Annotated in this window: 11 protein-coding genes; 4 read left to right on the plus strand and 7 right to left on the minus strand. The window is 57.0% G+C overall.

Annotated elements, in window-relative coordinates; genetic code table 11:
* Window positions 1-128: 128 nt before the first annotated feature.
* Window positions 129-1,415, plus strand: coding sequence for a serine hydroxymethyltransferase (glyA, locus tag GGR28_RS14505; protein WP_183496528.1), 1,287 nt, complete (start codon window positions 129-131; stop codon window positions 1,413-1,415).
* A 134-nt stretch (window positions 1,416-1,549) separates the two neighbouring features.
* Window positions 1,550-4,546, plus strand: a complete 2,997-nt coding sequence (locus tag GGR28_RS14510) for a glycoside hydrolase family 3 N-terminal domain-containing protein (RefSeq protein ID WP_183496529.1) — start codon at window positions 1,550-1,552, stop codon at window positions 4,544-4,546.
* Here the strand turns inward: GGR28_RS14510 and GGR28_RS14515 are convergent.
* The 5 genes from GGR28_RS14515 to GGR28_RS14535 all read right to left on the minus strand — a co-directional run bounded on the left by GGR28_RS14515 (window position 4,543) and on the right by GGR28_RS14535 (window position 10,738).
* Window positions 4,543-6,021: a M48 family metalloprotease gene (locus GGR28_RS14515; RefSeq protein ID WP_183496530.1), complete on the minus strand. Its 1,479-nt coding sequence runs from the start codon at window positions 6,019-6,021 to the stop codon at window positions 4,543-4,545. The two genes, GGR28_RS14510 and GGR28_RS14515, sit on opposite strands and share 4 nt — an antisense overlap.
* A 91-nt stretch (window positions 6,022-6,112) precedes the next feature.
* Window positions 6,113-7,177 (minus strand): dipeptide epimerase, encoded by a 1,065-nt coding sequence (locus GGR28_RS14520; protein ID WP_183496531.1) that lies wholly within the window; start codon window positions 7,175-7,177, stop codon window positions 6,113-6,115.
* 234 nt (window positions 7,178-7,411) lie between these two features.
* Window positions 7,412-7,858, minus strand: a complete 447-nt coding sequence (locus GGR28_RS14525) for a response regulator (RefSeq protein WP_183496532.1) — start codon at window positions 7,856-7,858, stop codon at window positions 7,412-7,414.
* A 204-nt stretch (window positions 7,859-8,062) separates the two neighbouring features.
* Entirely contained in the window at window positions 8,063-8,818 is a 756-nt protein-coding gene (locus GGR28_RS14530) for a LytR/AlgR family response regulator transcription factor (protein ID WP_183496533.1), read from the minus strand.
* Between the two features lie 12 nt (window positions 8,819-8,830).
* Window positions 8,831-10,738: a tetratricopeptide repeat-containing sensor histidine kinase gene (locus tag GGR28_RS14535; protein ID WP_183496534.1), complete on the minus strand. Its 1,908-nt coding sequence runs from the start codon at window positions 10,736-10,738 to the stop codon at window positions 8,831-8,833.
* Between the two features lie 1,405 nt (window positions 10,739-12,143).
* On the opposite strand from GGR28_RS14535, the gene GGR28_RS14540 reads away from it, so the two are divergent.
* Window positions 12,144-17,948, plus strand: coding sequence for a T9SS type A sorting domain-containing protein (locus tag GGR28_RS14540; RefSeq protein ID WP_183496535.1), 5,805 nt, complete (start codon window positions 12,144-12,146; stop codon window positions 17,946-17,948).
* A 217-nt stretch (window positions 17,949-18,165) separates the two neighbouring features.
* On the opposite strand, the gene der is transcribed toward GGR28_RS14540, so the two are convergent.
* Window positions 18,166-19,467: a ribosome biogenesis GTPase Der gene (gene der, locus GGR28_RS14545; RefSeq protein ID WP_183496536.1), complete on the minus strand. Its 1,302-nt coding sequence runs from the start codon at window positions 19,465-19,467 to the stop codon at window positions 18,166-18,168.
* Between the two features lie 75 nt (window positions 19,468-19,542).
* Entirely contained in the window at window positions 19,543-20,148 is a 606-nt protein-coding gene (locus tag GGR28_RS14550; protein WP_183496537.1) for a ribonuclease HII, read from the minus strand.
* Between the two features lie 563 nt (window positions 20,149-20,711).
* Between GGR28_RS14550 and GGR28_RS14555 the strand changes: the two genes are divergently transcribed.
* Window positions 20,712-21,820, plus strand: a 1,109-nt coding sequence (locus GGR28_RS14555; RefSeq protein WP_183496538.1) for a right-handed parallel beta-helix repeat-containing protein, incomplete at its 3' end; no start/stop codon positions are given.

Here is a 21,820-nt window from a genome sequence, read left to right on the forward strand (position 1 = left end):
AAAACGGTCTTATAACGAGCGCCCGTTCCGATACTGTCGGGGCGGGCGTTTGTATTGGGAAAATCTACCACAAGTCCACTCCGGCCCGCCGAAAGCCGTAACTTTGGCCCTTCAAAAAATTTCACCCCATGAACCGTGATACCGCTGTATTCGACCGCATCGACCGCGAACTCGAACGCCAACGCTACGGAATCGAGCTCATCGCCTCCGAAAACTTCACCAGCGCCGCCGTCATGGAAGCCGTCGGCAGCTGCCTCACCAATAAGTACGCCGAAGGCTACCCCGGAAAGCGCTATTACGGAGGCTGTGAAGTAGTAGACGAGATCGAGCAACTGGCCATCGACCGGCTGTGTGAACTGTTCGGCGCGGAATACGCCAATGTGCAGCCGCACTCCGGAGCCCAGGCCAATGCGGCGGTGTTCCTGGCCTGTCTGAAGCCGGGCGACAAAACCCTCGGTTTTAGTCTCGCCCACGGCGGTCACCTCAGCCACGGTCATCCGGCCAACTTCAGCGGTAAGCACTTCGAGGCGCACTTCTACGGAGTAGAGGAAGAGACGGGCTTGGTGGACATGGATAAGGTTGCCGAGAAAGCCCGCGAGGTGCAACCGAAGATGATCATTTGCGGCGCTTCCGCCTACAGCCGCGACTGGGATTACGCCCGCTTCCGCGAAATCGCCGACGAAGTAGGTGCCCTGTTACTGGCCGATATCGCCCACCCAGCCGGTCTGATCGCCGCCGGACTACTCAACGATCCGATGCCCCACTGCCACATCGTCACCAGCACGACCCACAAGACCCTGCGCGGACCCCGCGGCGGACTCATCATGATGGGAAAGGACTTCGGCAACCCCTGGGGCCGAACCACCAAGAAGGGCAACACGATCAAAATGAGCAGCATCCTCAATAGCGCGGTGTTCCCGGGCATGCAGGGTGGCCCGCTGGAGCACGTGATCGCCGGCAAGGCGGTCGCCTTCGGAGAGTGCCTTAGCGAGGATTGGAAGGCGTACGGCAAGCAGGTCATCGCTAATGCCCGCGCCATGGCCGAGGCCCTCAACGAGCGGGGGTATCACATTATCAGCGGCGGCACCGACAACCACAGCATGCTGATCGACCTGAGCAACAAAGACATCACCGGCCGGGACGCCGAAACGGCACTGGGCAAGGCGGAGATCACCCTGAACAAGAACATGGTACCCTTCGACAAAAAATCAGCGGTGGTCACCAGTGGAATCCGGATCGGTACCGCAGCCATCACGACCCGGGGCTTCAAGGAGGCCGACTGCCGGCAAACCGTAGCCTGGATCGACCAAGTGATCAACAATCCCGGCGACGATCAGCTCCTCGAACGCGTCCGTAAGGAGGTTCACGCTCACATGGAGCGGTTCCCCCTCTACGAAGGGCAAATGGTCGGCTAGGAAGGCCACTGCATTTTACCGAATTTTTAATTGCAAGACCGTATAGTAAGCGTATATTAATCTCGTTAGGATAAAGCTGGCCCGTCACCTATCTTGCTGGCAGCCACTTCATCCAGCTTACTATCCCCAGTCTTATGATTCTGTTCCGTTTTTGCCTTCTTGCTGTCCTACTGTATCCCACTAACACCGCCTACTCGCAAAACATTTACAACGGAGACCTCTCCCGACTAAATTCCGAGGAACGGCACTGGGTAGATTCCGTCTACGCGGCCATGTCGGAAGACGAGCGCCTGGGGCAGCTGTTCATGATTCGCGCCCACAGCGATTTGGGTGCCGACCACGTGGCGAGTGTGGAAAAGCAGATCAGGGAGTACCACGTCGGCGGAGTGTGTTTCTTCCAGGGTACGCCCGAAAAGCAACTGGAGCTCACGAATCGCTACCAGGGCTTAAGCAAGCTTCCCATGATGGTGAGCATGGACGCCGAGTGGGGACTGGGTATGCGCCTGCCCGACCAGACCATCAGCTATCCCAAGCAGCTCGCCCTGGGGGCAATACGCAATAATCAGCTCATCTACGATATGGGTGCCGAGATCGCCCGGCAGATGCACCGACTGGGAGTGAACGTAAGTTTCAGCCCCGTACTGGACGTAAATAACAACCCTAATAATCCGGTAATCGCTACCCGCTCCTTCGGGGAAGACCGGTACAATGTGACCGCCAAGGGCTACATGTACATGAAGGGCCTGCAGGACAATGGTATCCTGGCCAGCGCCAAGCACTTTCCCGGCCACGGGGATACGGATGTAGACAGTCACTACGATCTACCGGTGATCAACCACAGCCGCGCCCGCTTAGATAGCATCGAACTGTACCCCTTCCGCGCCCTCATTCGCTATGGCATCGGTAGTATGATGGCCGCACACCTACAGATCCCGGCCCTGGATCCGCGCCCCAACCGCCCTTCCTCCCTGAGTAAGCCCATCGTAACCGACCTACTTCGTAAGGAATTAGGCTTCACGGGACTGATCTTTACGGACGGCCTGGAAATGAAGGGAGTCACCAAGCATTACGGAGAGGGCGAAGTAGAGGCTGAAGCCATTGCCGCCGGTTCCGACATCCTGTTGCTGCCGGAGGATATTTCCGCTTCCTTCACGGCCATCAAACGGTACCTGGAAGAAGGTAAGATCAGCCCGGAAGGACTGGAGGAGAAGGTCCGCCGGATCCTGCTGTCGAAGTATCGCCTCGGGCTGACCCGCCCGACCTTCCCCGCCGCCAAGAATTTACGCTCGGAGTTGAATACGGCCAGGGCCATTACGCTTAAGCAGGAGCTTTTTGAGGCAGCAATGACGCTCGTCCGGGACACCGAAGGGCTGGTGCCCATCCAGACGCCGGAAAAAGGAAAGATCGTATCCCTGCGAATCGGAGCGGCTAAGCCAACGGCCTTCACCACCCGCCTCGACGATTACGGTCAGATAACCCACCTGACCACCGCCAGTGACCCCAGTGCAGCGGAAAGAAAACAGATTCTGGATCGCGTCCGCGACAACGACATTGTGATCGTGAGCCTCTACAGCGACGGCAGCCGGTTCATCGAGAAGGTCAAGATATCGTCCCAATTGATCGAATTACTGAGCGCCATCGACCAGAAGGGGCGCCTCGTCCTTACGGTATTTGGCAACCCCTATAGCCTATCGGCCCTCGACGAGTATGGCACCATCCTGGAGGCATACACCCGTGATGAGGTGGCCCAGGATGCAGCGGCTCAGGCCCTGTTCGGCGCCAATCGGATCACCGGCCGCCTGCCCGTCACCGCAAGTGCCAAGGCCCCGTATAATGCCGGTCTCGAGACCACCGCCAATTACCGGATGGGATACAGCACCCCGGAAAGCGTGGACATCGACGGTGAAAAGTTGGCGGCGCGGGTAGATGCGCTGGCCCGGGAAGCCATCAGTCAGCGGGCAACGCCCGGCATGGTCGTGCTGGTTGCCCGTCACGGAAAGATCGTCTTTGAAAAGGCCTACGGTCACCAAACCTACAGCAAGGAGCGGCCCGTGGTGACCAATGATGTGTACGACCTTGCCTCGGTCACCAAGGTGGCCGCTACGACACTGTGCGTAATGAAGTTGGTCGACGAGGGCCGGATCGATCTGGATAAACCCCTGAGTCACTACTTGCCGGAGCTCGTGGGTACAAACAAGGAGTCCCTCACCATCCGACCGATTCTGGCACACCGTGCCGGTCTCCACAGTTGGATCCCCTTTTACCGCTATACACTCGGTCCCGGCAGGAATGCCCAGCCCAGCTCGCAGTTTTACCGGACCGCCCAGACGGGCAACTTTGTCATACCGGTAACGGACAAGCTGTACATGAATAAATCGTACGTCGACTCAATTTGGCAGCAGATCTACGACAGCCCCCTCCCGAACGTGGGCCGTTACCGGTACAGCGATCTCGGTTTTTACCTCATGGCCAAATTGGTGGACCGGGTAAGCGGACTTACGGTCGATGAGTTCGCGGCCCGCAACTTCTACCGACCGATGGGCCTGGAATCACTGACCTTCAACCCGCTACGCTCCATCTCGCGGGATCGCATTCCCCCGACGGAGGTAGACAATTACTTCAGAATGTGTCCGATTCAGGGATACGTACACGACATGGGAGCCGGTATGATGGGAGGTGTGAGTGGTCATGCCGGACTGTTCGGTTCGGCCCACGACGTTGCCGCACTGTTTCAAATGCTTCTACAGGAAGGAACCTACGGGGGCCGGCGCTACCTAAGCGCGGAAACCATTCACCTCTTTACGAATCGCTTTCCCGGCGACCTGCGCCGCGGACTGGGTTTCGACATGAAGCAACTCGATACGGATCGCAGTTTAAACGTCTCGGTCAAGGTGTCTTCGCGTACGTTCGGTCACCTTGGCTTCACCGGTACCGCCGTGTGGGCTGATCCGGTGGAAGATCTGGTGTACGTTTTCCTGTCTAATCGGACCTACCCGAACATGGAAAACAACAAGCTCAGTAAGCTCGATACGCGCAACAGCGTGCAGACGGCGGCCTATGAGGCCATTATTCGTGATACGAAAAAGAGCAGCAGCTCGGCGACTACCGCAGGAATCGGCAAGAAGCCCTAGCGCCCCGCCCCGCCGCTGATGGCCTTGATGAGGTAGCCTGCGGGCAGCTGATCGTTCAGTTCCATCCCGTTCAGTACGGCAAATTCATTAAGACGGGTCTGGGGAATTCCTGCATCGAGTAGCGCCTGCTGTAAGGTTGTCGCACGGCTCACCGTTACGATCTTGATGCGTTCCGGCTTACGGTTCAGTTTGCTCTGATCGCGAAGTTCTGCAAAGCTGCGAATGCTTCCCTCCATGTCCCGTGCGTACTTATTGAAATTCTGGGCGGTCGACAAGCCAGCCATCATATACACATTTCCTCCGAAGGAAATAAAGCTGGTGATGGTGCGCAGCTTTTGGGTCTGTCCGCTCTGTTGGTCCTGTTGCACGATGTCTCCGACGATGGTGGTGGCCGGCAATCCATTAATGGCTTGGTCGCTGGTATTCGTGACCTGCACCTTGTTTTTTTCTACGAACTGCTGGGCCGCGGCACGGGTATCGGTACCCTCGGCCAGTCGCATTTGCATCAGGGCGTTCTGATCGGAACTGACCATCTGTACCATAGTGGGAGAATTGATCAGTTGCCAGTTGTTGGGGATGCCGAAGGTGAAGCGAAGAGCGGGATGGTAAAAGGCGCCGCTTTCGACGTACCCCTGGTTCGGGTCTTCGCCGTACAGCAGGCCATCGATCCGACGCAGGTAGCCGTCGCGGTCTACTTCGTATTCGGTGCGGGGGTTGGCGGCCTGGGCTTCCGCAGTAAGCTTGAGCACCTCGGCTTCCCGGTTGAGGGGGTCGGGGTGGGTACTCAGGAAGCTGGGGGCCCGGTTTTCCGAACCGCCGCTGAGCTTGTCGAGGGTATTGAAGAAGCCGGCCATTTCGTGGGAATCGTAACCGATGGCGGTCGAATATTTTACGCCCAGTTGGTCGGATTGGCTCTCGGCATCGCGGCCGAATTTCAGGAACAGCAACTGCATGCCCTGCATCAGGCTTTGTCCCTGGCTGGCGAGCTCGGGTGAAAGGATCATACCACCGATGAGCCCGATCTGGGCGAGCTGTTGCTTGCTCTGCTGGGCAACGGTGTGCCGAGCGGTGACGTGGCCGATCTCGTGACCGAGTACGCCCGCAAACTGAGCTTCGTTGTTAAAATGGGCCATGATGCCCCGGGTGAAGTAGACGAATCCGCCGGGCACGGCGAAGGCGTTGACCACGTCGGAATCCACCAACCGGAAGGTCCAGGGTAAGTTTGGGCGTTCGGAGATCGCGGCCATCGCGTTCCCTTTTTCGGTGAGGAACGCCTGCAATTTTGCGTCGTCGTAGAGGCCGAATTCGGCGACGACCTGTGGGTCGTACTGTTGGCCCATGGCAATTTCCTGCTCCTCCGAGATAAAGGAGATCTGCTTTTTACCGGTCACCGGGTTGGTGGCACAGCCTGCTAGTACCAAGGCTAGTGCCAGCAAGAGGGGAAAGAAGAAACTTCTGGATTGGGAGAGGGACATGTGTTGTTGCTGGATGAGTTACCCTGCTAGAAGTCGACAGTTGCCCAATAAGTTTGCTCCTTAAGCTTTGCTTAGCACCTGCGCGCCCGCCCTAAGACTTAAGTAACGCCCCCGTCCCCGGCCGGTCCGGATAAATAGCGAATCCGGTTTCCGGGTCAAACGTCACGCCCCGCGCGGGATCCTCGGCGAGCAACATGGCACCGTCTAGATCAGCGTAATCGAGCTCCGGCAGCAACTGGGCGATGGCACTGATGCCCACGCTACTTTCGGTCATACAGCCGGCCATCACGCTCAGCCCCAACGAGCGGGCCCGGGTGATCATGCGCCGCGCCGGAAGCAGGCCGCCACACTTGACGACCTTAATGTTGATGCCGGAGAACAGCTCGGCGCACCTATCCACGTCCTCCTCCGTCTGACAGCTTTCGTCGGCCAGCACCGGAAGTTGGGAGTGCAGGTGCACCTCTGCTTGCCCCGCCAGATCCCCCGGCTTCAGCGGCTGCTCGATAAACACGACCCCCAGCTCCGCCAGCGGCCCCGAAAATTCAATGGTTTGCCGCGCGGTCCAGCCGGTATTTGCGTCCACGTAAAAAGGAGCATCCGTATGCTCCCGCAGCGCCCGAATGATGGCCACGTCATCGTCTCCCCGTCCCAGCTTGATCTTGTACACCGGCCAGGGAAACGCCTTCAACTTCCGCACCATCTCCTCCACCGACGCCAGTCCGATGGTATAGCAGGTCGGCGTATTCCTCCCCCGATCCTGCTCCCACAGCAACCCCAACCGCTTCCCCACCGACTTCGCCCACAAATCATGCAGCGCCACATCGATCGCGCACCGCAAAAAAGGACTCAACCCATCCGGCAAGTTGTCGAGGATGCCCTTCAATCCCTCACTCCCTCTCCCCTTCAATCCCTCTCTCCCTCTCTCCTTCAATCCCTGAATAGAAAAAGGCGCAAACGCAGGAGCAATCCCCTCCAACACAGCCGTGCAGGTTTGGCTATCCAATCCGTAATAGCGGGTCATCGGAGCTTCTCCCAGGCCGCTGAGGTCGCCGTCGCGGAGTTCGACGATGAGGGTGGGTTGCTCGGTGCGGCTTTCGTGGGCGATGCGGAAGGGGTCGCGGAGGGGGAGGGAGAAGGGGTGGACGGTGAGGGTCAATAGAATTTACAATTTACAATATTCAATATATAATTTTGCTGCCGCACGTGGCTGATTTCCCAGATCACAAAGTCGTCGGCCGACCGAGGCACGAGGCTCGTCCGCCGACTAAACCGGAAAGCCTGAGAAACCATTGTTGATCTCCCATATCACGACTCCGCTGACGAGTTGAGGCTCGGCTGACGACTTTCGGGGAAAGTACAGCCTTCTCTGGTGGCAAGGCGCAGGAGCAATTTAAGCCCGGCTCACTCGGCGGACGAGCTGAGGCTCGTCCGCCAACTGGAGAGAGATTCCCTCGGCGACCATCCGTTCGACGGTGAGTTTCATGGCGCGCTGCAGGTCTTCCCTCCGGAACGGCTTGGGAATGAAGGCGTAGGGCCGGGCCGCAACGATCGATTCCCAGCAGCGTTGGTCGGAACTGCCGCTCAGCATGACGAGCGGAATCCTCATTTGCTGGGTGATGAGCGCGGAGAGTCGTTCTCCCCCCGCCCGGCTTCCCACCTTGCCACCCAAAATTACGATATCCGGGCGGTGCCTAGTCAGGTATTCGAGGGCTTCCTCCGGTTGCGTACCGATACCGATCACCTCATATCTCCACCGGGTGAGTTGAAGCGCTATATCCGCCGCGACGATCAGTTGACTTTCAATGATCAATACTCTGGGTAGTCCGGTAATCTGCATGGGGGTGGGTTCAGGCGGAAAGAATGGGGGCAGGTCCGGTATATCTGGAATTTCAGCCCACGACTAAAGTAGGGGAATTACCGAAGCGATCAGCCGGTACCTTTCCAACGGCGGGATTTACCTTCCCGGCGGTCCCACCAGTTTGGTGGTGTATTGCCCGTTCCCAAATCCGTGATCGGAACTAGCTTAAAGCGAACGGCCGTTCTAAATCATCCTTAGGCGTTTGGCCACTTCATCCCGCGAGCGCCGCGCGATGGGTATGCGGCTGTCCTGTATGGTCACGTACTCGTGGTATTCGCTGATGGATTCAATTTTTCGCAGATTGACCACGAAGGACCGATGGACACGAACGAACTGCTCGGCCGGCAGCTGCGCCGTGAAATTGCTTAGCGGAACGGACAAGAAGTGGGTATGCTTCTCGGTATACACCTTGCAGTAGTTTCGGTCGGCTTCCACGTACAGTATCTCCGATAGAAGCACCTTGACCAATTGATCCTTCAACCGGATGAAGAGCCGGTCGTCCATATTGGACACATGATCGGTAGCTTCGGCGGGGTCGGGGCGTGCCATCCCTTCTACGGCGATGCGCTGCAGGGCCACCTTCAGCGTCCGCTCGAGATCCGATTTCTGGAAAGGCTTTGCGATGAAGGCATAGGGGCGGGCGGAGATGGCTTGCTGGAAGGTTGCATCGTCGGAATTGGAGGTGAGGAAAATCACCGGTACCTGGTATTTTTCCAGCACGATCCGCGCGGCCTCGATGCCGTTCATTTTACCCGTCAGCACGATATCCATCAGGATAATATCCGGACGGTTTTCCGCAAGGTAGGCCAGGGCATCTTCCGCCCGGGTATTGATCCCGACCACTTCGTAGCCCAGTTTGGTCAGCTGCAGGGAGATATCCGCGGCGATGATCATATCGTCTTCGACCATTAAAATCTTCGGCGTTCCGGTCATCTTCATGTTGCTATGCGGTTAAGCCGCCGATTTTACCTGCAGCGGGAAACGGATTACCGTGGAAGTCCCCCCGACGGTTTCTCTTTCCAGTTTACCCCCGAGTTGGGTGGTGAGCAGGCGGACCAGCAAGGTACCAAAACCTCCCCCCTGCTTGCTGGGGTAGTCCGAAGGGGCAAAAGTGCCGTTATCGGCGACGTTTAGGGTGAGCAAACCATCCGTTTCCTGCCCCAGGGTGATCACTATTTCTCCCTTCTGGTTGCGTGCAAAAGCATGCTTGATGGAGTTGGTCACCAGCTCGTTCGTGATCAGGCCCACCGGGACGGCGGTATCTATGTCCAATTCCACGTCGTTCATCTCCACCCGCAGGGAAATATCCTTCGCCCGTTCTCCGAAGCTGGCAATGATCGCCTTCCCGATGGTTTCGAAATAATCCCGCATTTCAACGGCGGCGAGGCTTTCGCCCTGGTATAGTTTCTGGTGCAGCAGGGCCATCGACAACACACGGTTTTTGCTTTCCTGCACCGCATCGAGCGCCTGCTTATCGGAGATACTTTCGGATTGCAGGCTGAGCAAACTGGATACCGTCTGCAGATTGTTCTTTACCCGGTGGTGAATTTCCTTCAGCAGGAGTTCGTTCTCCGCATTCTTCGCCCGTAGCGCGGTGGAGGTCCGCTTATTGCGTTGGAGCGTGTAGAACAGGGATCCCAGAAATAGCAGCAATAAACTGATCAGGCCGATGCCGAGGAGCTGTATCCGGTCCTTTTGCGCAATCAGGGTGGCCTGCTCTTCAATTGCCTGGTCCTTTTTGCCCGATTCGTACTTGACGAGGGCCTCCGACTGCAGATTGGTCACCTTGTTCTGCATCATAGTGTCGAATACGCCGTAGGCCCGGCCCTGGCTGAGGTACGCTTGATGATAATTCCCGACCTGGAAGTAGCAGTCCGCCACTTCGTTATAGATCTTTTCCATCTTCAGTTGACTCCCCTGCCCCATCTCTACGTATCCCTCGATCGCTGCTTCGTAGTGGGGAATGGCCTCCGCGTAGTTTTCCATCAAGTAATGGGCCCGCCCGATCCCCGAGCGGTAGGTTTTAGCGGCCGGCCGGGCGGCTCCGATCTTCGCTTCCACGATGGCGTACGAATTCACGTTATCCTCCAGGGACTGCGCGTAGTTCTCGAGCATGGCGTGGGCATCGCCCCGGTAGCCGTAGGCGCGGGCCAGATTGAAGTCGTCATCCAGGCCGTGGAGGTCGATGGTTTCAATACACTTATCTCCGGCGTGGATCGCCTTTTGCCACTGTTCCGCTTCGGTGTAGGCCAGTAGAAGGACCAGCCAGGTCTCGGAAACGTTCTGGTAGTCCTGTGCTTCCCCGGAGATGTCCAGGGCCTGCAATCCGTACTTGATGGACAATTCCGGTTCCCCCTGCGCCAGGAAGATGCTCGACAACTGTTCGTAAGCATTACCCAGGCCCTGCCGATTTTCCAAGTCCTCATAAATTTTAATCGCGTCGAAAACTAGCGCTTCGGCGCGTTCCTGCTGGTTGGCGTCTACGTATTCGAAAGCCAGCTGACCACTGGTGGCCGCTAAACGCTCCTGGTCGTCGACTTGCTTGAAGAGGCGAATGGCTATTTCCCCGTGGTGGTAGATGGAATCGATCGTAAACGGCACGTGGTAGGCATGCCAACGCATCAGCACCCGGTGAGCTTCCGCCGTAAGTTGCGCATCTCCGGTTCGGTAAGCGCGGTCCAGGGTGAGCAACGCCTTTTCGTGAAAACCTTTCGGATTTTCGACGTGATTTTCCTCCAGCCATACCAGGGCTTCCCCAACCGGCAAGGTCGCGAAGGAACCGACCGCGGCAGTAGCGATGAGCTCCGACTGGGCGCGAGCATACGGGGTGGCTAACCAGAAAACGCACGCGAGCAGCATGAACCGCAAAGTGCCGAAAGACACCCCCTTCCCCCGTCGAGTACTAGCCCTACCGCCGGTAAAGCTCACGCCAGCCAGGCAAAGAATTATGCCCCGCCGGGAAGCGTCGGAGCCCATAACCTCACTTTTCGGGGGAGCCCACAGGGCTGACAATAACGGTAATACCGCGGCACGAAACGTCCCCGGTTGCAGCCTCAAGTCTTCTTTTTCCATAAGTAGGTAGCCTAACTCTTACTTCGATCCATCGCCCCGGGTAGTGTCCGTAAATTCCTGATTAATATAGGCAAACCCCGGCCTACCGCCTACCCGGACCGGATCGCGGGGCAAAACTTCCACCACGCCCCCACGGACTGACGCTTCGTACCCCAAATTCTTCTCGCTTTCCGTCAACCGAAGCGCCCCCGCCGGGGGTCGGCAGTCCGGACAAGCTTTCCCCCGAAGGACCCAAACGGAAGGATTCGGGCGGGGACGCGGGGGCAATGAAAAGTGGTAAAAAGCCGCCACGGTCTCATCCTAGCTGTCCCTATGACTACCACTGGGATGGCGCTCGCTACCGCTCGGAAAGCCAGGCTGACCGCTGGGAGAAAGGAAATGTTCCTACGCAATAAAAAGGTGAGATTGAGAAAGTCACCAAGGGCCTCAGCCGCCAAATACGCTGGCGGTCGAACCACGGTGGGCACACTATGCACACACTCTTTTATTGACACGCTTACTTGACCCTTTCCCTTTGCCGTAGCACAACGACCGCGGCGGGGAAAGGGATTTCGTCACACATCTATATTCTACACTAATGAACAATCTGCTAAAGACCACCCTGTGTTTGCTGGCGCTGCTATGCCTTTTTGCCGTTAGCTCACCTTCCACCGTTAAAGAACTAACCAACGATGCTGGAGAGATCTTTACCAGAGTAAACGAATGGATGTTTCCCACGGTAGCAGTCCACCCACCCAACGGAAGTCGAATCAGGGAATCTACTACCTTTACCGCTTCCACCAAAACCAGTGATTATTACATCGATCTGGGTGTCAGTAACCTGGCGCCCTATCAGGGCGTTTGTCCCTGTGAGGAGAACCTGGAGATCATTGTAGGAAATGGAAGCTTTATTACTAACAATAATTATGCTCGTTTCTTGCTGGGTCCAACTGATCGGGCCGATGGTATACTTCGGGTGGGCGTAGGGCCTAAGGTGGTACGCGACCTTTACCCCCGGGCACTTTACAGAGGCACCTACCCTATAACGCTAAGCTGTGATCAAGGAGGGTGGATTGCAGGCACTTGCTACGAAGAAACGCGGGATGCAAGTGATGATGCCAACAACCCCGGACAGGGGGCGGTCACCGGCTCGACGGACGATTTGTACCCACCCAGAAATGTTAAGGCTACCACTGACAAGCCTAACGAAATTTTGATCACCTGGGAAAAAGGAACCGATACTCCCGACGACCTGTATTCGCACCAAATCAGACAGGATGGGAGACTTATCCGAACGCAAATAGGTTTCGTTCGGTCTTGTCTTATTGCCGGTCTAAACCCCAACGAGAAGCACACCTACACGGTAAGTACCTACTATAACCGAGGCGGCAACGAATACACCGCACCTTCCAATCCCGTTCAGGGAGCAACGTTCAGCCCGACATTTACGGCCAGTGACGGAACGAATTATAACGCGACCGTACTGAAGTGGAACAATATGGCGGGGATAGCACAAGAATTACTTGTAGAGCGGGCTACGCCCGGTGGCCAACGGGAAGAACTGGCAGTCCTCAGTAGCATTTCCCAGGGTTATACCGACACTGAGGGTGTTCCCGGCTATGAGTATATGTATTATCTGACGCCGATCGGCAGTACCTTCGGTGAACAATCCGATGCGGGGTACAGCCGCCCCAACGGGGTCATAAAGGGGTACGTCCGTTCCAGCTTAGGCACGGGGGTGCCGGGGGTTACGGTGAAGGTCGACGTAGATGGCGCGCTCACCCCGAGCGGTGCGACCTTGCCCCCTGGCTGTCCAGGCCCCACGGCGTATTGTGCCACCACGGATATAACCGGATATTATGAAGTCAGGGACATCTACTATCACGAGGAAGCAAGTTTCACCATTACACCCGAAAAGCTCGCTACGACGCCCCACCGCTTTGCTCCAGCCACCTCCAGGCGCACTCTTGACGTGACGGCCAATATCGCGCCCGGCGTGGACTTTAATGACCTATCCGTTTTTACAATCCAGGGCAGGGTTCACTATCCCATCGTTACTGCCGGAGACACTTGTGGCATCAGCGACGTCAAAATTCTGGTCGATGATAACGATGTAGGGATTCGCACCAACGGCAACGGCTATTGGTCGCATGTCCTCCAGGATATTGATGATTACTCCTTCACACCGGAATTTTCGCACCATACTTTTATCGCCACCGACGGTCGCTTTGACCCGTCTCAGGTGCAAGTATCCGATCACGTATCAGACCTCAACTTTACCGACACGACCACCGATTCGCTGCGCATCGTGGTGCAAGGGGGGTGCGGCGTGTCTTTGGGAGACAGTATTGAAGTCGAGATTAGGACCAGCAACAACTGTTACCAGGAAACGGTAGTACTGGATGAATCCGGTGTCGGTGTTATTTCCGACTTGCCGGCCCGGGAATACCAGGTCAAGGTCGCGGACATCTTCGGGGTGGTGGCCGGATTTCAGAAATTCGACATTCTGGATCAGATCGGCGTAGAGCGGATCACGGTGGATTTGACCGTGCGGGATACCGCTGATGTCATTACCGTATACGACTCCATGATCATTACCCCCCAGGTAACCACCCTTGCACCGAATAATACGATTATCGAAGTCACTCCCGCCGATACCATTTTTGCCGGTACGCTCGATACGGTGCGCCGGAGCGTCGATCCCGAGGCACGGTTTATCTACCGTTCTCCCCTCATTATCTCCACGGATTTTGCCCAGGCGGGAGCTACTATCGTCAATTGTACAAATACCGGCGACGTAATTGTTATGGAACAGGGTTTAAGCTACACGATTCAGATCGATGTTGCCGAGACACTGGGCAGTGACTGCCCCATCAATACCGGATCGCTGAAAATCTATGATTTCATCTCCGACCGTGGCGCAAAGCCCACCATTTTACCTATTCGCAACGGTATCGTAAACTATACGATCAATGCTGGTGCGCCCAACCTGGCGACCTCCGCGGATCACAGCTACGAGAAACTGCTCTTCATAATCCCCGAAGTGGACCAACTGAGCCCGGAACCCGTATCATACTGGGCGGTCGTCGAGGGAGTGAAGACCCCTAAAGGCAGTCTCATCTCCCGTACCCCGGAGATCCCCATGTTGATCCTGCACGACCCTCCGGGGGATAATAGCTACAGCTACGTAGAGGCGGGAACCTCATTCACCAATTTCACCCGGACCGAAATGTTGACGGGTAGTGACGAAGGCTTCTACACGAATACCGTAGTCGGAACGGCAGCAAAAATTTTCATGGTGGAATTTGCCGCTGGGGTGCAATTACAACTTGACATTCAGACGGGTCGCGACGAGTTCAATCGCACGGGAACGGAGGCCACCGTGACCTTCCTGGATCGCTTCTCCACGTCAGATCTGGACAATTTAACCGGTGGCGACGGCGACGTATATATCGGTGCGGCATACAATCAGGAATATTCGATCGCGCAGGAACTCAAATTCAAGAACTGTGCGGGGCAAATCACTGATGTTCCTGCAATTAATGTGGAAAGTTTTGCGACCACCTTCGTCTATACGGAGTTGCACATAAAAAATGTGCTCCTTCCCACCCTGGGGAGGTTGCGTGCCGGCATTATCAATAACCGGATTCCGTCCGATATGACGGAAGATGAAAAGATTGAAGCCAACCTACTATTAGCTGACAGCCTAAGCTGGGAAAATATTCTCGCCAAAAACGATACGGCACGGACCGAAGGAGTATTCGTAGAAAATGTCACCTTTAGTGCCGGAGCAAGCGTATCCCGGGAAAAGACGGAAAGCAATTCCGCTTCGACGTCCTACGAGTACAATGCCTTTATGAATACGGACTTCGCCGTAGGAATCAAGGGGCAATTCAAAGGCCTCGGACTCTGGATTGAAACGGAAACCGGAGGTTTCGGAAGCTTTCGGTCTTACACTAGCGTAGACGAAGGGGCGAGCAACGATACCACCCGCACCGTAGGCTATGTATTCGATGACGGTGACATCGGTGACTTCTTTAGCGTAGATATTCTCACCGACGAGAGCTACGACGTACCCGCCTTCCGGCTCAGGGCCGGCACTTCTTCCTGCCCCCAGGAAGTCAATACCCAGGCCCGGGATCGTCCAAAAATTGGCATTACCCCTCCGAAAAAAATTTCTGGTATCCCCGCTGACGGGACGGCAACCTTCGTCTGCAGCGTCACCAATAACAGCGAAAGTGGAGAAACGCGGGAGTACCACGTGCGTACCGTTTCCACGACCAACCCCGATGGCGCCCAGTTAATCCTGGGGGGGCAACGCATCAACAACGGTCCCGCTACCTTCTTTCTGCCCGCCGGTGAAACCATTGAGTTGACCCTTGCCGTCAAACGGGGCCCGCTGGCCAGCAATTACCAGGATATTGGCGTCATGGTGTACCCGCCCTGCGAGTATGAGCTCTGGCAAGACAACGGCAGCCTCGTGAACGCCGATACCGCCTATATCACACAGCTGAACTTTGCCACCGAATGTTCGGACGTTACCCTGCGCGAGCCCTTCAACGGGTGGATCATCAACCGCAACTCCGGCGACTCGCTTTCTACCACCTTCTCCGGTTACGACCGCAACAACGACTCCCTCGAGAACCTCGTCATTGAGCTTAAACCGGAAGGAAAGGGGTACCGCGAGATCTATGTCGTACCCGCGGCAGACCTTACCAGCGCTAACTACAGTTTTGATCTAAACCTACGTAAATTCCCGGACGGTGCCTACACCCTACGTGCGGTGGCCTCCTGCGGACGAAACGGAGTAACGTACTCCTCGGAAAAGCACGGGATCATCGACCGGCGTAGCCTGGCCCCGTTTGGCTACCCCAGTCCGAGCGACGGCTTCTTACGGCCGGGGCAGGACATATCGGTATCCTTCGACAAGACCATCAACTGCACCTTCCCCACCGGTGACTACCAACCGGAATACTCCCTTACCCGCAGCGACACGGATACCGAGATTGCGGTCACCCTCGAGTGCAGCGGCCAAACCATCATTCTCCGGCCGGATACCCCCCTGACGGACATGCCGGATCTTGCGGGCGTTGAAGTGACCGCGCGCCTCAATAAGCTGCGTGACCCCAGCGGAAACGAACAGAAGTATGCGACCGTCTGGAGTTTTAGGGTGAATACCGTACCCGTCTTCTGGGAACCCAGCCCGATCTACTACAGCGGTTTCGCAGGTCTCGAGCACGTAGTTACCGGAGTATTAAAGAATGACTCCGATCTAAGCAAACCGTACAGCTTTGACCTGCAGGACGTTTCCGGCCTTGTTTCCTATCCGGACTGGTTAACTCCCCTGCAGATAAACGGTACCATCCTGGCCAACAATACGGAAGAGGTTTCCTTCGCGGTTGATCCCGAACTCACCCCCGGCATCTACTCCGGGACGATTGACGCCCTGGTAGACGGCGAGGTAGTAAGCACGGATGTCACCGTGGAACTACTCGCGATTCCGGTCAACTGGCCCTTCTCCCCCGACAATTATGAGTACGACATGACCATCGTGGCCCAGTTCAGCCTGGATGGTAGCGATACCCTGCTGTCCACCGATGACCGCGACCTGGTCGGTGCCTTCGTCAACGGAGAGATCCGCGGCGTGGCCCAGGTGGAATACATTCCTTCCAGCAATTCTTACGCCGCCTACCTCAAGGTGTACAGCAACACCCTCGGGGGCGGACAGGCGGATGAGATCACCTTCCGCTTCTGGCACGCCCTCAACGGCGTGGAATACGGCGCAATGGAGAGCCTTACCTTCCGGGCCGACGACCACGTCGGATCAGCGAGTCAGCCCTATATTCTGCACCCCGAAGGGATCTTCCAGGTCATCCCCCTCAACCAGGGGTGGAACTGGATCTCACTAAACGTGGCGTCAGCGGATATGTCCCGTGAATCCGTCTTCGAGAGCATCCTGGGCAGTACCGCCGGAAACGACATTATCGTGAAGACGCAGTCCCAATCCGCCCAGTACAGCCCCGGCTCCGGATGGAGTAGCAACCTGCGGGACATCGAACTCGGGCAGGGCTATCTCCTTCACCTTTCCATCGCACCCGACACCCTGAAGGTGGTAGGTTTGCCCAGTCCCACCCCGGTAGCCTTCGGTATCGAAAACCGCTGGAACTGGATCGGCTATCCCCGCATAAATCCCGAACCCGTCAACGACGTGCTCCAGGACCTACTTCCGGGCGACGGCGATATCCTGAAGGGCAAGTCGGGTTTTTCCCTCTTCGAAGCCGCAAGCGGTGAATGGACGGGCAACCTGACCCAGTTTATGCCCGGTGCAGGCTACAAACTGCAGTCCTCCAGAAAGGGAACGATTACTCACCCGGCGCAGAAAACCTTCGGGTACGAGGTAGAGCGCGGCCGTTTCGAGCAGAACATGAACGTCACCGGCGTTTTCGACGCTGAGCTGCTCGGAGAAACGGATTACACCCAGCTGGAAGTGATCGCGCTGGTCAACGGCGAGTGCCGGGGCATCGGTCAGCTCGAATACTGTTCCTCCGAAGCGGACTACCGGGCCTTCGTCCTCGTGTCGGGGAACGTGGCAGACTACGGCCAGCCCCTGGAGTTCCGTATCCTGAATAAGGAAACCGGCACGGAATACCCCACCAACGGAGAAGAACAGGCGTTCGGTGCCGACTACATCGTCGGATCGGTGTCCAACCCCTATGCGTTTCTCCAGAACACTACTCCCGTGGTAGGTTCCAGTCTCTATGCATATGTTCTGGGTGCCAACCGGCCTAATCCCGCCACCGGTCGGACGCTCATCCCGTTCAGTATACCGCAAGAGCAGGCGGTCCTGCTCGAAATCTACGATGTCAACGGTCGCCTGATCCGTACCCTGGCCGATCGGTCCTTCATGGCCGGCGATCACCTGGTACCGGTCGAACTGACCGGTCTTTCGGCGGGCGTCTACCTCTACCGCATGCAGACCGATGGCTTCGAGCAGTCCCGCAGGATGATCGTCCGTTGATCCGGTACTCGTCCCAAAATTAAGGGGGAGGTCACTACAGTAGTGACCTCCCCCTTCTACGTTGGTTATCCGTAGTCTATCGACCCGCTGCGCTCGTCTGTACGGCACGGCTCGGCTGCCAAATTAGCCTGCACCTGCGTCCCCGCCGCATCCCGTCACGCCTCCAACGACGGCCCTTCAACAACCAAAAAACTCAACAACCCCACAACCCTCTCCCCTACTTCTGCCGGAAAAAGATCGTGATCGGCACCCCCGTAAAGTCGAAGTGCTGGCGAAGCTGGTTTTCCAGGTAGTTCTTGTAGCTGTCCTTCACGTGCTGGGGGTGATTGCAGAAGAAGGCGAAGGCCGGATAGGCCAGGGGGAGCTGGGAGACGAACTTGATGCTGATGACACGGCCGCGGGAGCTCGGAGGCGCGAAGCGCTCGATGGCGGGTAGCATCACGTCGTTGAGCTGGGAGGTGGGGATGCGGCGGGTGCGGTTGGCGTAAACCTGTTCGGCGGCCTCGATGGTCTTCATGATGCGTTGCTTTTCGGTCACGCTCATGAAGATGATGGGGAGATCGTTGAAGGGGGCGAAGCGGCGGCGCACTTCGGCTTCGTAGTCGCGGGCGGTGTTGGTCTCCTTGTTTTCGACGAGGTCCCACTTGTTGATGGCGATGACGATGCCCTTGTTGTTTTTCTGGGCGAGGCGGAAGATGGCGAGGTCCTGGGCTTCCACCTTGTCGGTGGCGTCAATCATCAGGACGCAGACGTCGGCCTTCTCGATGGCGCGGATGGCCCGCATCACGGAGTAGTACTCCAGGTTTTCGTGCACCTTGGCCTTCTTGCGGATGCCGGCCGTGTCGATGAGGGTAAATTCCTTGCCGAACTTATTGTAGTGGCTGTTGATGCTGTCGCGGGTAGTGCCGGCAATGTCGGTGACGATGTTGCGCTCCTCGCCGAGCAAGGCGTTGATGAAACTCGACTTTCCGGCGTTGGGCTGACCGACAATGGCGAGCTGCATGAACTCCGACTTCTCTTCCTCGTGGTTGGTCACGTACTCGACGGTGGCGTCGAGGAGCTCTCCGGTGCCGCTGCCGGTTACGGACGAGAGGAAGAAGGTTTCCTCGAAGCCGAGCGACCAAAATTCGTTGGCTTCGAGCTGACGGCGGTTGTTGTCGACCTTGTTTACGGCCAGCAGGACGGGCTTTTCGGCGCGGCGGAGCATTTGGGTGATCTCCTCGTCGAGGTCGGTGATGCCCGTGGTGACGTCGACCATGAAGATGATGACGGCAGCTTCCTCGATGGCGATGACGACCTGGTCGCGGATGGCGGCTTCGAATACGTCGTCGCTGTTGCGGACGAATCCACCGGTGTCCACCACCGCAAATTCCTTGCCGTTCCACTCGCTCTGACCGTACTGCCGGTCGCGGGTCACGCCGCTCTGGTTGTCGACGATGCTTTGCCGTTCCCCGATGAGGCGATTGAAGAGGGTTGATTTTCCGACGTTCGGGCGGCCGACGATGGCGACGATATCCATGGGATGGGTGGTGATGTGGCAGGCTGAGTATGTAGCGGAGTGGCAAGTCGTGCTTCCCTACGCTACCAGGCTGCCTTACTTGAAAAGGGAGTATTGTTTTCCTCCGGGCAGTAAGGTAAAACTCTTTCGGTGGTGGATAGTTGCTCCGTGGGTTTCGATTGCCGTACGGTGCGCCCGGGTGGGGTATCCGCGGTTGGTGTGCCAGCTGAACTGGGGATACTTCCGGTGAAGCTCCAACATGTGCGCGTCGCGGTGGGTCTTGGCCAGGATGCCGGCGGCGGCGATGGACTGGTACTTGCCGTCGCCCTTGATCACGCAGAGGTGGTCGGTGCCGGGGTAGGTAATGAAGAACTTGCCGTCGATCAGGAGGAAGTCGGGGCGGGTGGCGAGCCGGTCAAGGGCCCGGTGCATCGCGCGGTAGCTGGACTGAAAGATGTTGTGGCGGTCGATCTCGTCGACGGAGAAGCTGGCGACGGACCAGGCGAGGGCGTCTGCTTCAATCTCCACGCGCAGTGATTCGCGGGTAGCTCCGTCCAGCTTTTTGCTGTCGTTCAGCCGTGGATTGTCGTAGCCCGGGGGCAGGATCACCGCGGCCGCGAAGACCGGTCCGGCGAGGCAGCCGCGGCCGGCTTCGTCGCAGCCGGCTTCGTGGCGGTGGGGGGTGTGGTAGGGGAGGAGCACGGGGGCGGGAAGGTAAGGCAGCTCCCGAGAAAGATGCACTTCTTGAACCAGACTTTGGGTGAGTCAAGGCCATTCTTACTCGGCGGCATCAATTGTGTATAATTAGCACGAATTGACCTACCGAATTTGTAAGTAATAAACTAAATGGCAAATAAAGGAGCTAGTGAAAATAAAAATAAATCGGAGCACAATTACATAATTGCGCAATAACCAATCGTTGGATTAGCTGTATCCGAATATATATGTTCCAACAAATGACGGGAATACATACTGTGCATTATAAATACGATCCTTATTTGTACTACCACTATTAGTGAATTATATTCTCATTGATTGAAGATGAGAACACAAAAATTCACACCATGGAATTCACTCAGAAAGCCATATCACTAGTTTTAAGTATTGCATTATACCGTACGATTACCGTTTCGCTGCTGGCATTACTTGCAATTCCGGTTCACGCACAGCTAAACGGTAGCTATACGATCGGTGGATCAAGTCCTGACTATCCTAGCTTCAGCGCGGCCACTACGGCCTTACAAAGCTCAGGGGTCAGTGGTCCGGTGGTCTTCGTTGTCGCTACCGGCGATTACAACGAGCAGGTCACACTAGAAGCCGTAACCGGAGCCTCGGCCACCAACACTATAACGTTTGAGTCAGCCAGTGGGGTGAGTACCGATGTGAACGTGTACTTCGCGGCAACTTCGAGTTCGAACAACTACGTTATTCGTCTAAGCGATGCCGCACACTACCGGCTCCGAAATATTACGGTAACGGCCACCGGTACTATCTACTCCCGGGCGGTCCACGGCCAGAACGGACTCCAGGACCTGCTCATCGAGGGCTGCCGCCTTACCTCCTCGGCAACGAGTACGGGCTCAACCTCCGCCGGTATTTACCTGGAGCCCATACTGTCCGAAAGCGTGCGCATCCACGACAGCTACTTCTCCGGCGGTGCCTACGCCCTCTACTACAAAAATGGTAACGGAGCGGTAAGTGGTACGGAGTTTACCGACAACGTGGTCGAGGATTCCTACAACGGTGTTCACCTGGAAGACCTGGCGGATGTACTCGTTACCGGAAATCGCATCACCAACCCCGCACGGACGGATGCTCAAAGGGCTCTATACTTAAACAATTGCGATGCCGCTGCCGCCTCGCCCAGCTTGGTAGCCAACAACTTCCTGACCGCCACCAGCGGCAATCGAGTACTCTTTGCCGCCAACAGCGACAACCTGCGCCTCTACCACAACAGCCTCAACCAGCGGGGAACGGGCACAGCACTTTTTTTATTAAGCAATCCAGATGTAGAGGTGAAGAGCAACATCCTCCACGCCACCAGCGGCTACGCGGCAGACGTAAGCAGTAACCCTAACCTAGACATGGACTACAACGACCTGTACACCACGGGCACCTACCTGACGCGCTACAACGGTACGCCCCTGACCGACCTGGCCGCCTGGCAGTCCGCCTCCGAACAGGGCGACAACTCCCTCAGTTTCGCCCCCCAGTACCTCTCCGAGACCGACCTGCACGCCCAGGCCCCGGCCCTGGCCACCGCCGGGGTGTTCCAGGCCGCCGTCCCCGACGACATCGACGGCGAGGTCCGCGGCGATCCCCCCAGCATCGGTGCCGATGAATATTCCGCCGCACCACTGCAACCGCTTGCGGG

Source organism: Neolewinella aquimaris, from assembly GCF_014197245.1.
Taxonomy (GTDB): Bacteria; Bacteroidota; Bacteroidia; order Chitinophagales; family Saprospiraceae; genus Neolewinella; species Neolewinella aquimaris.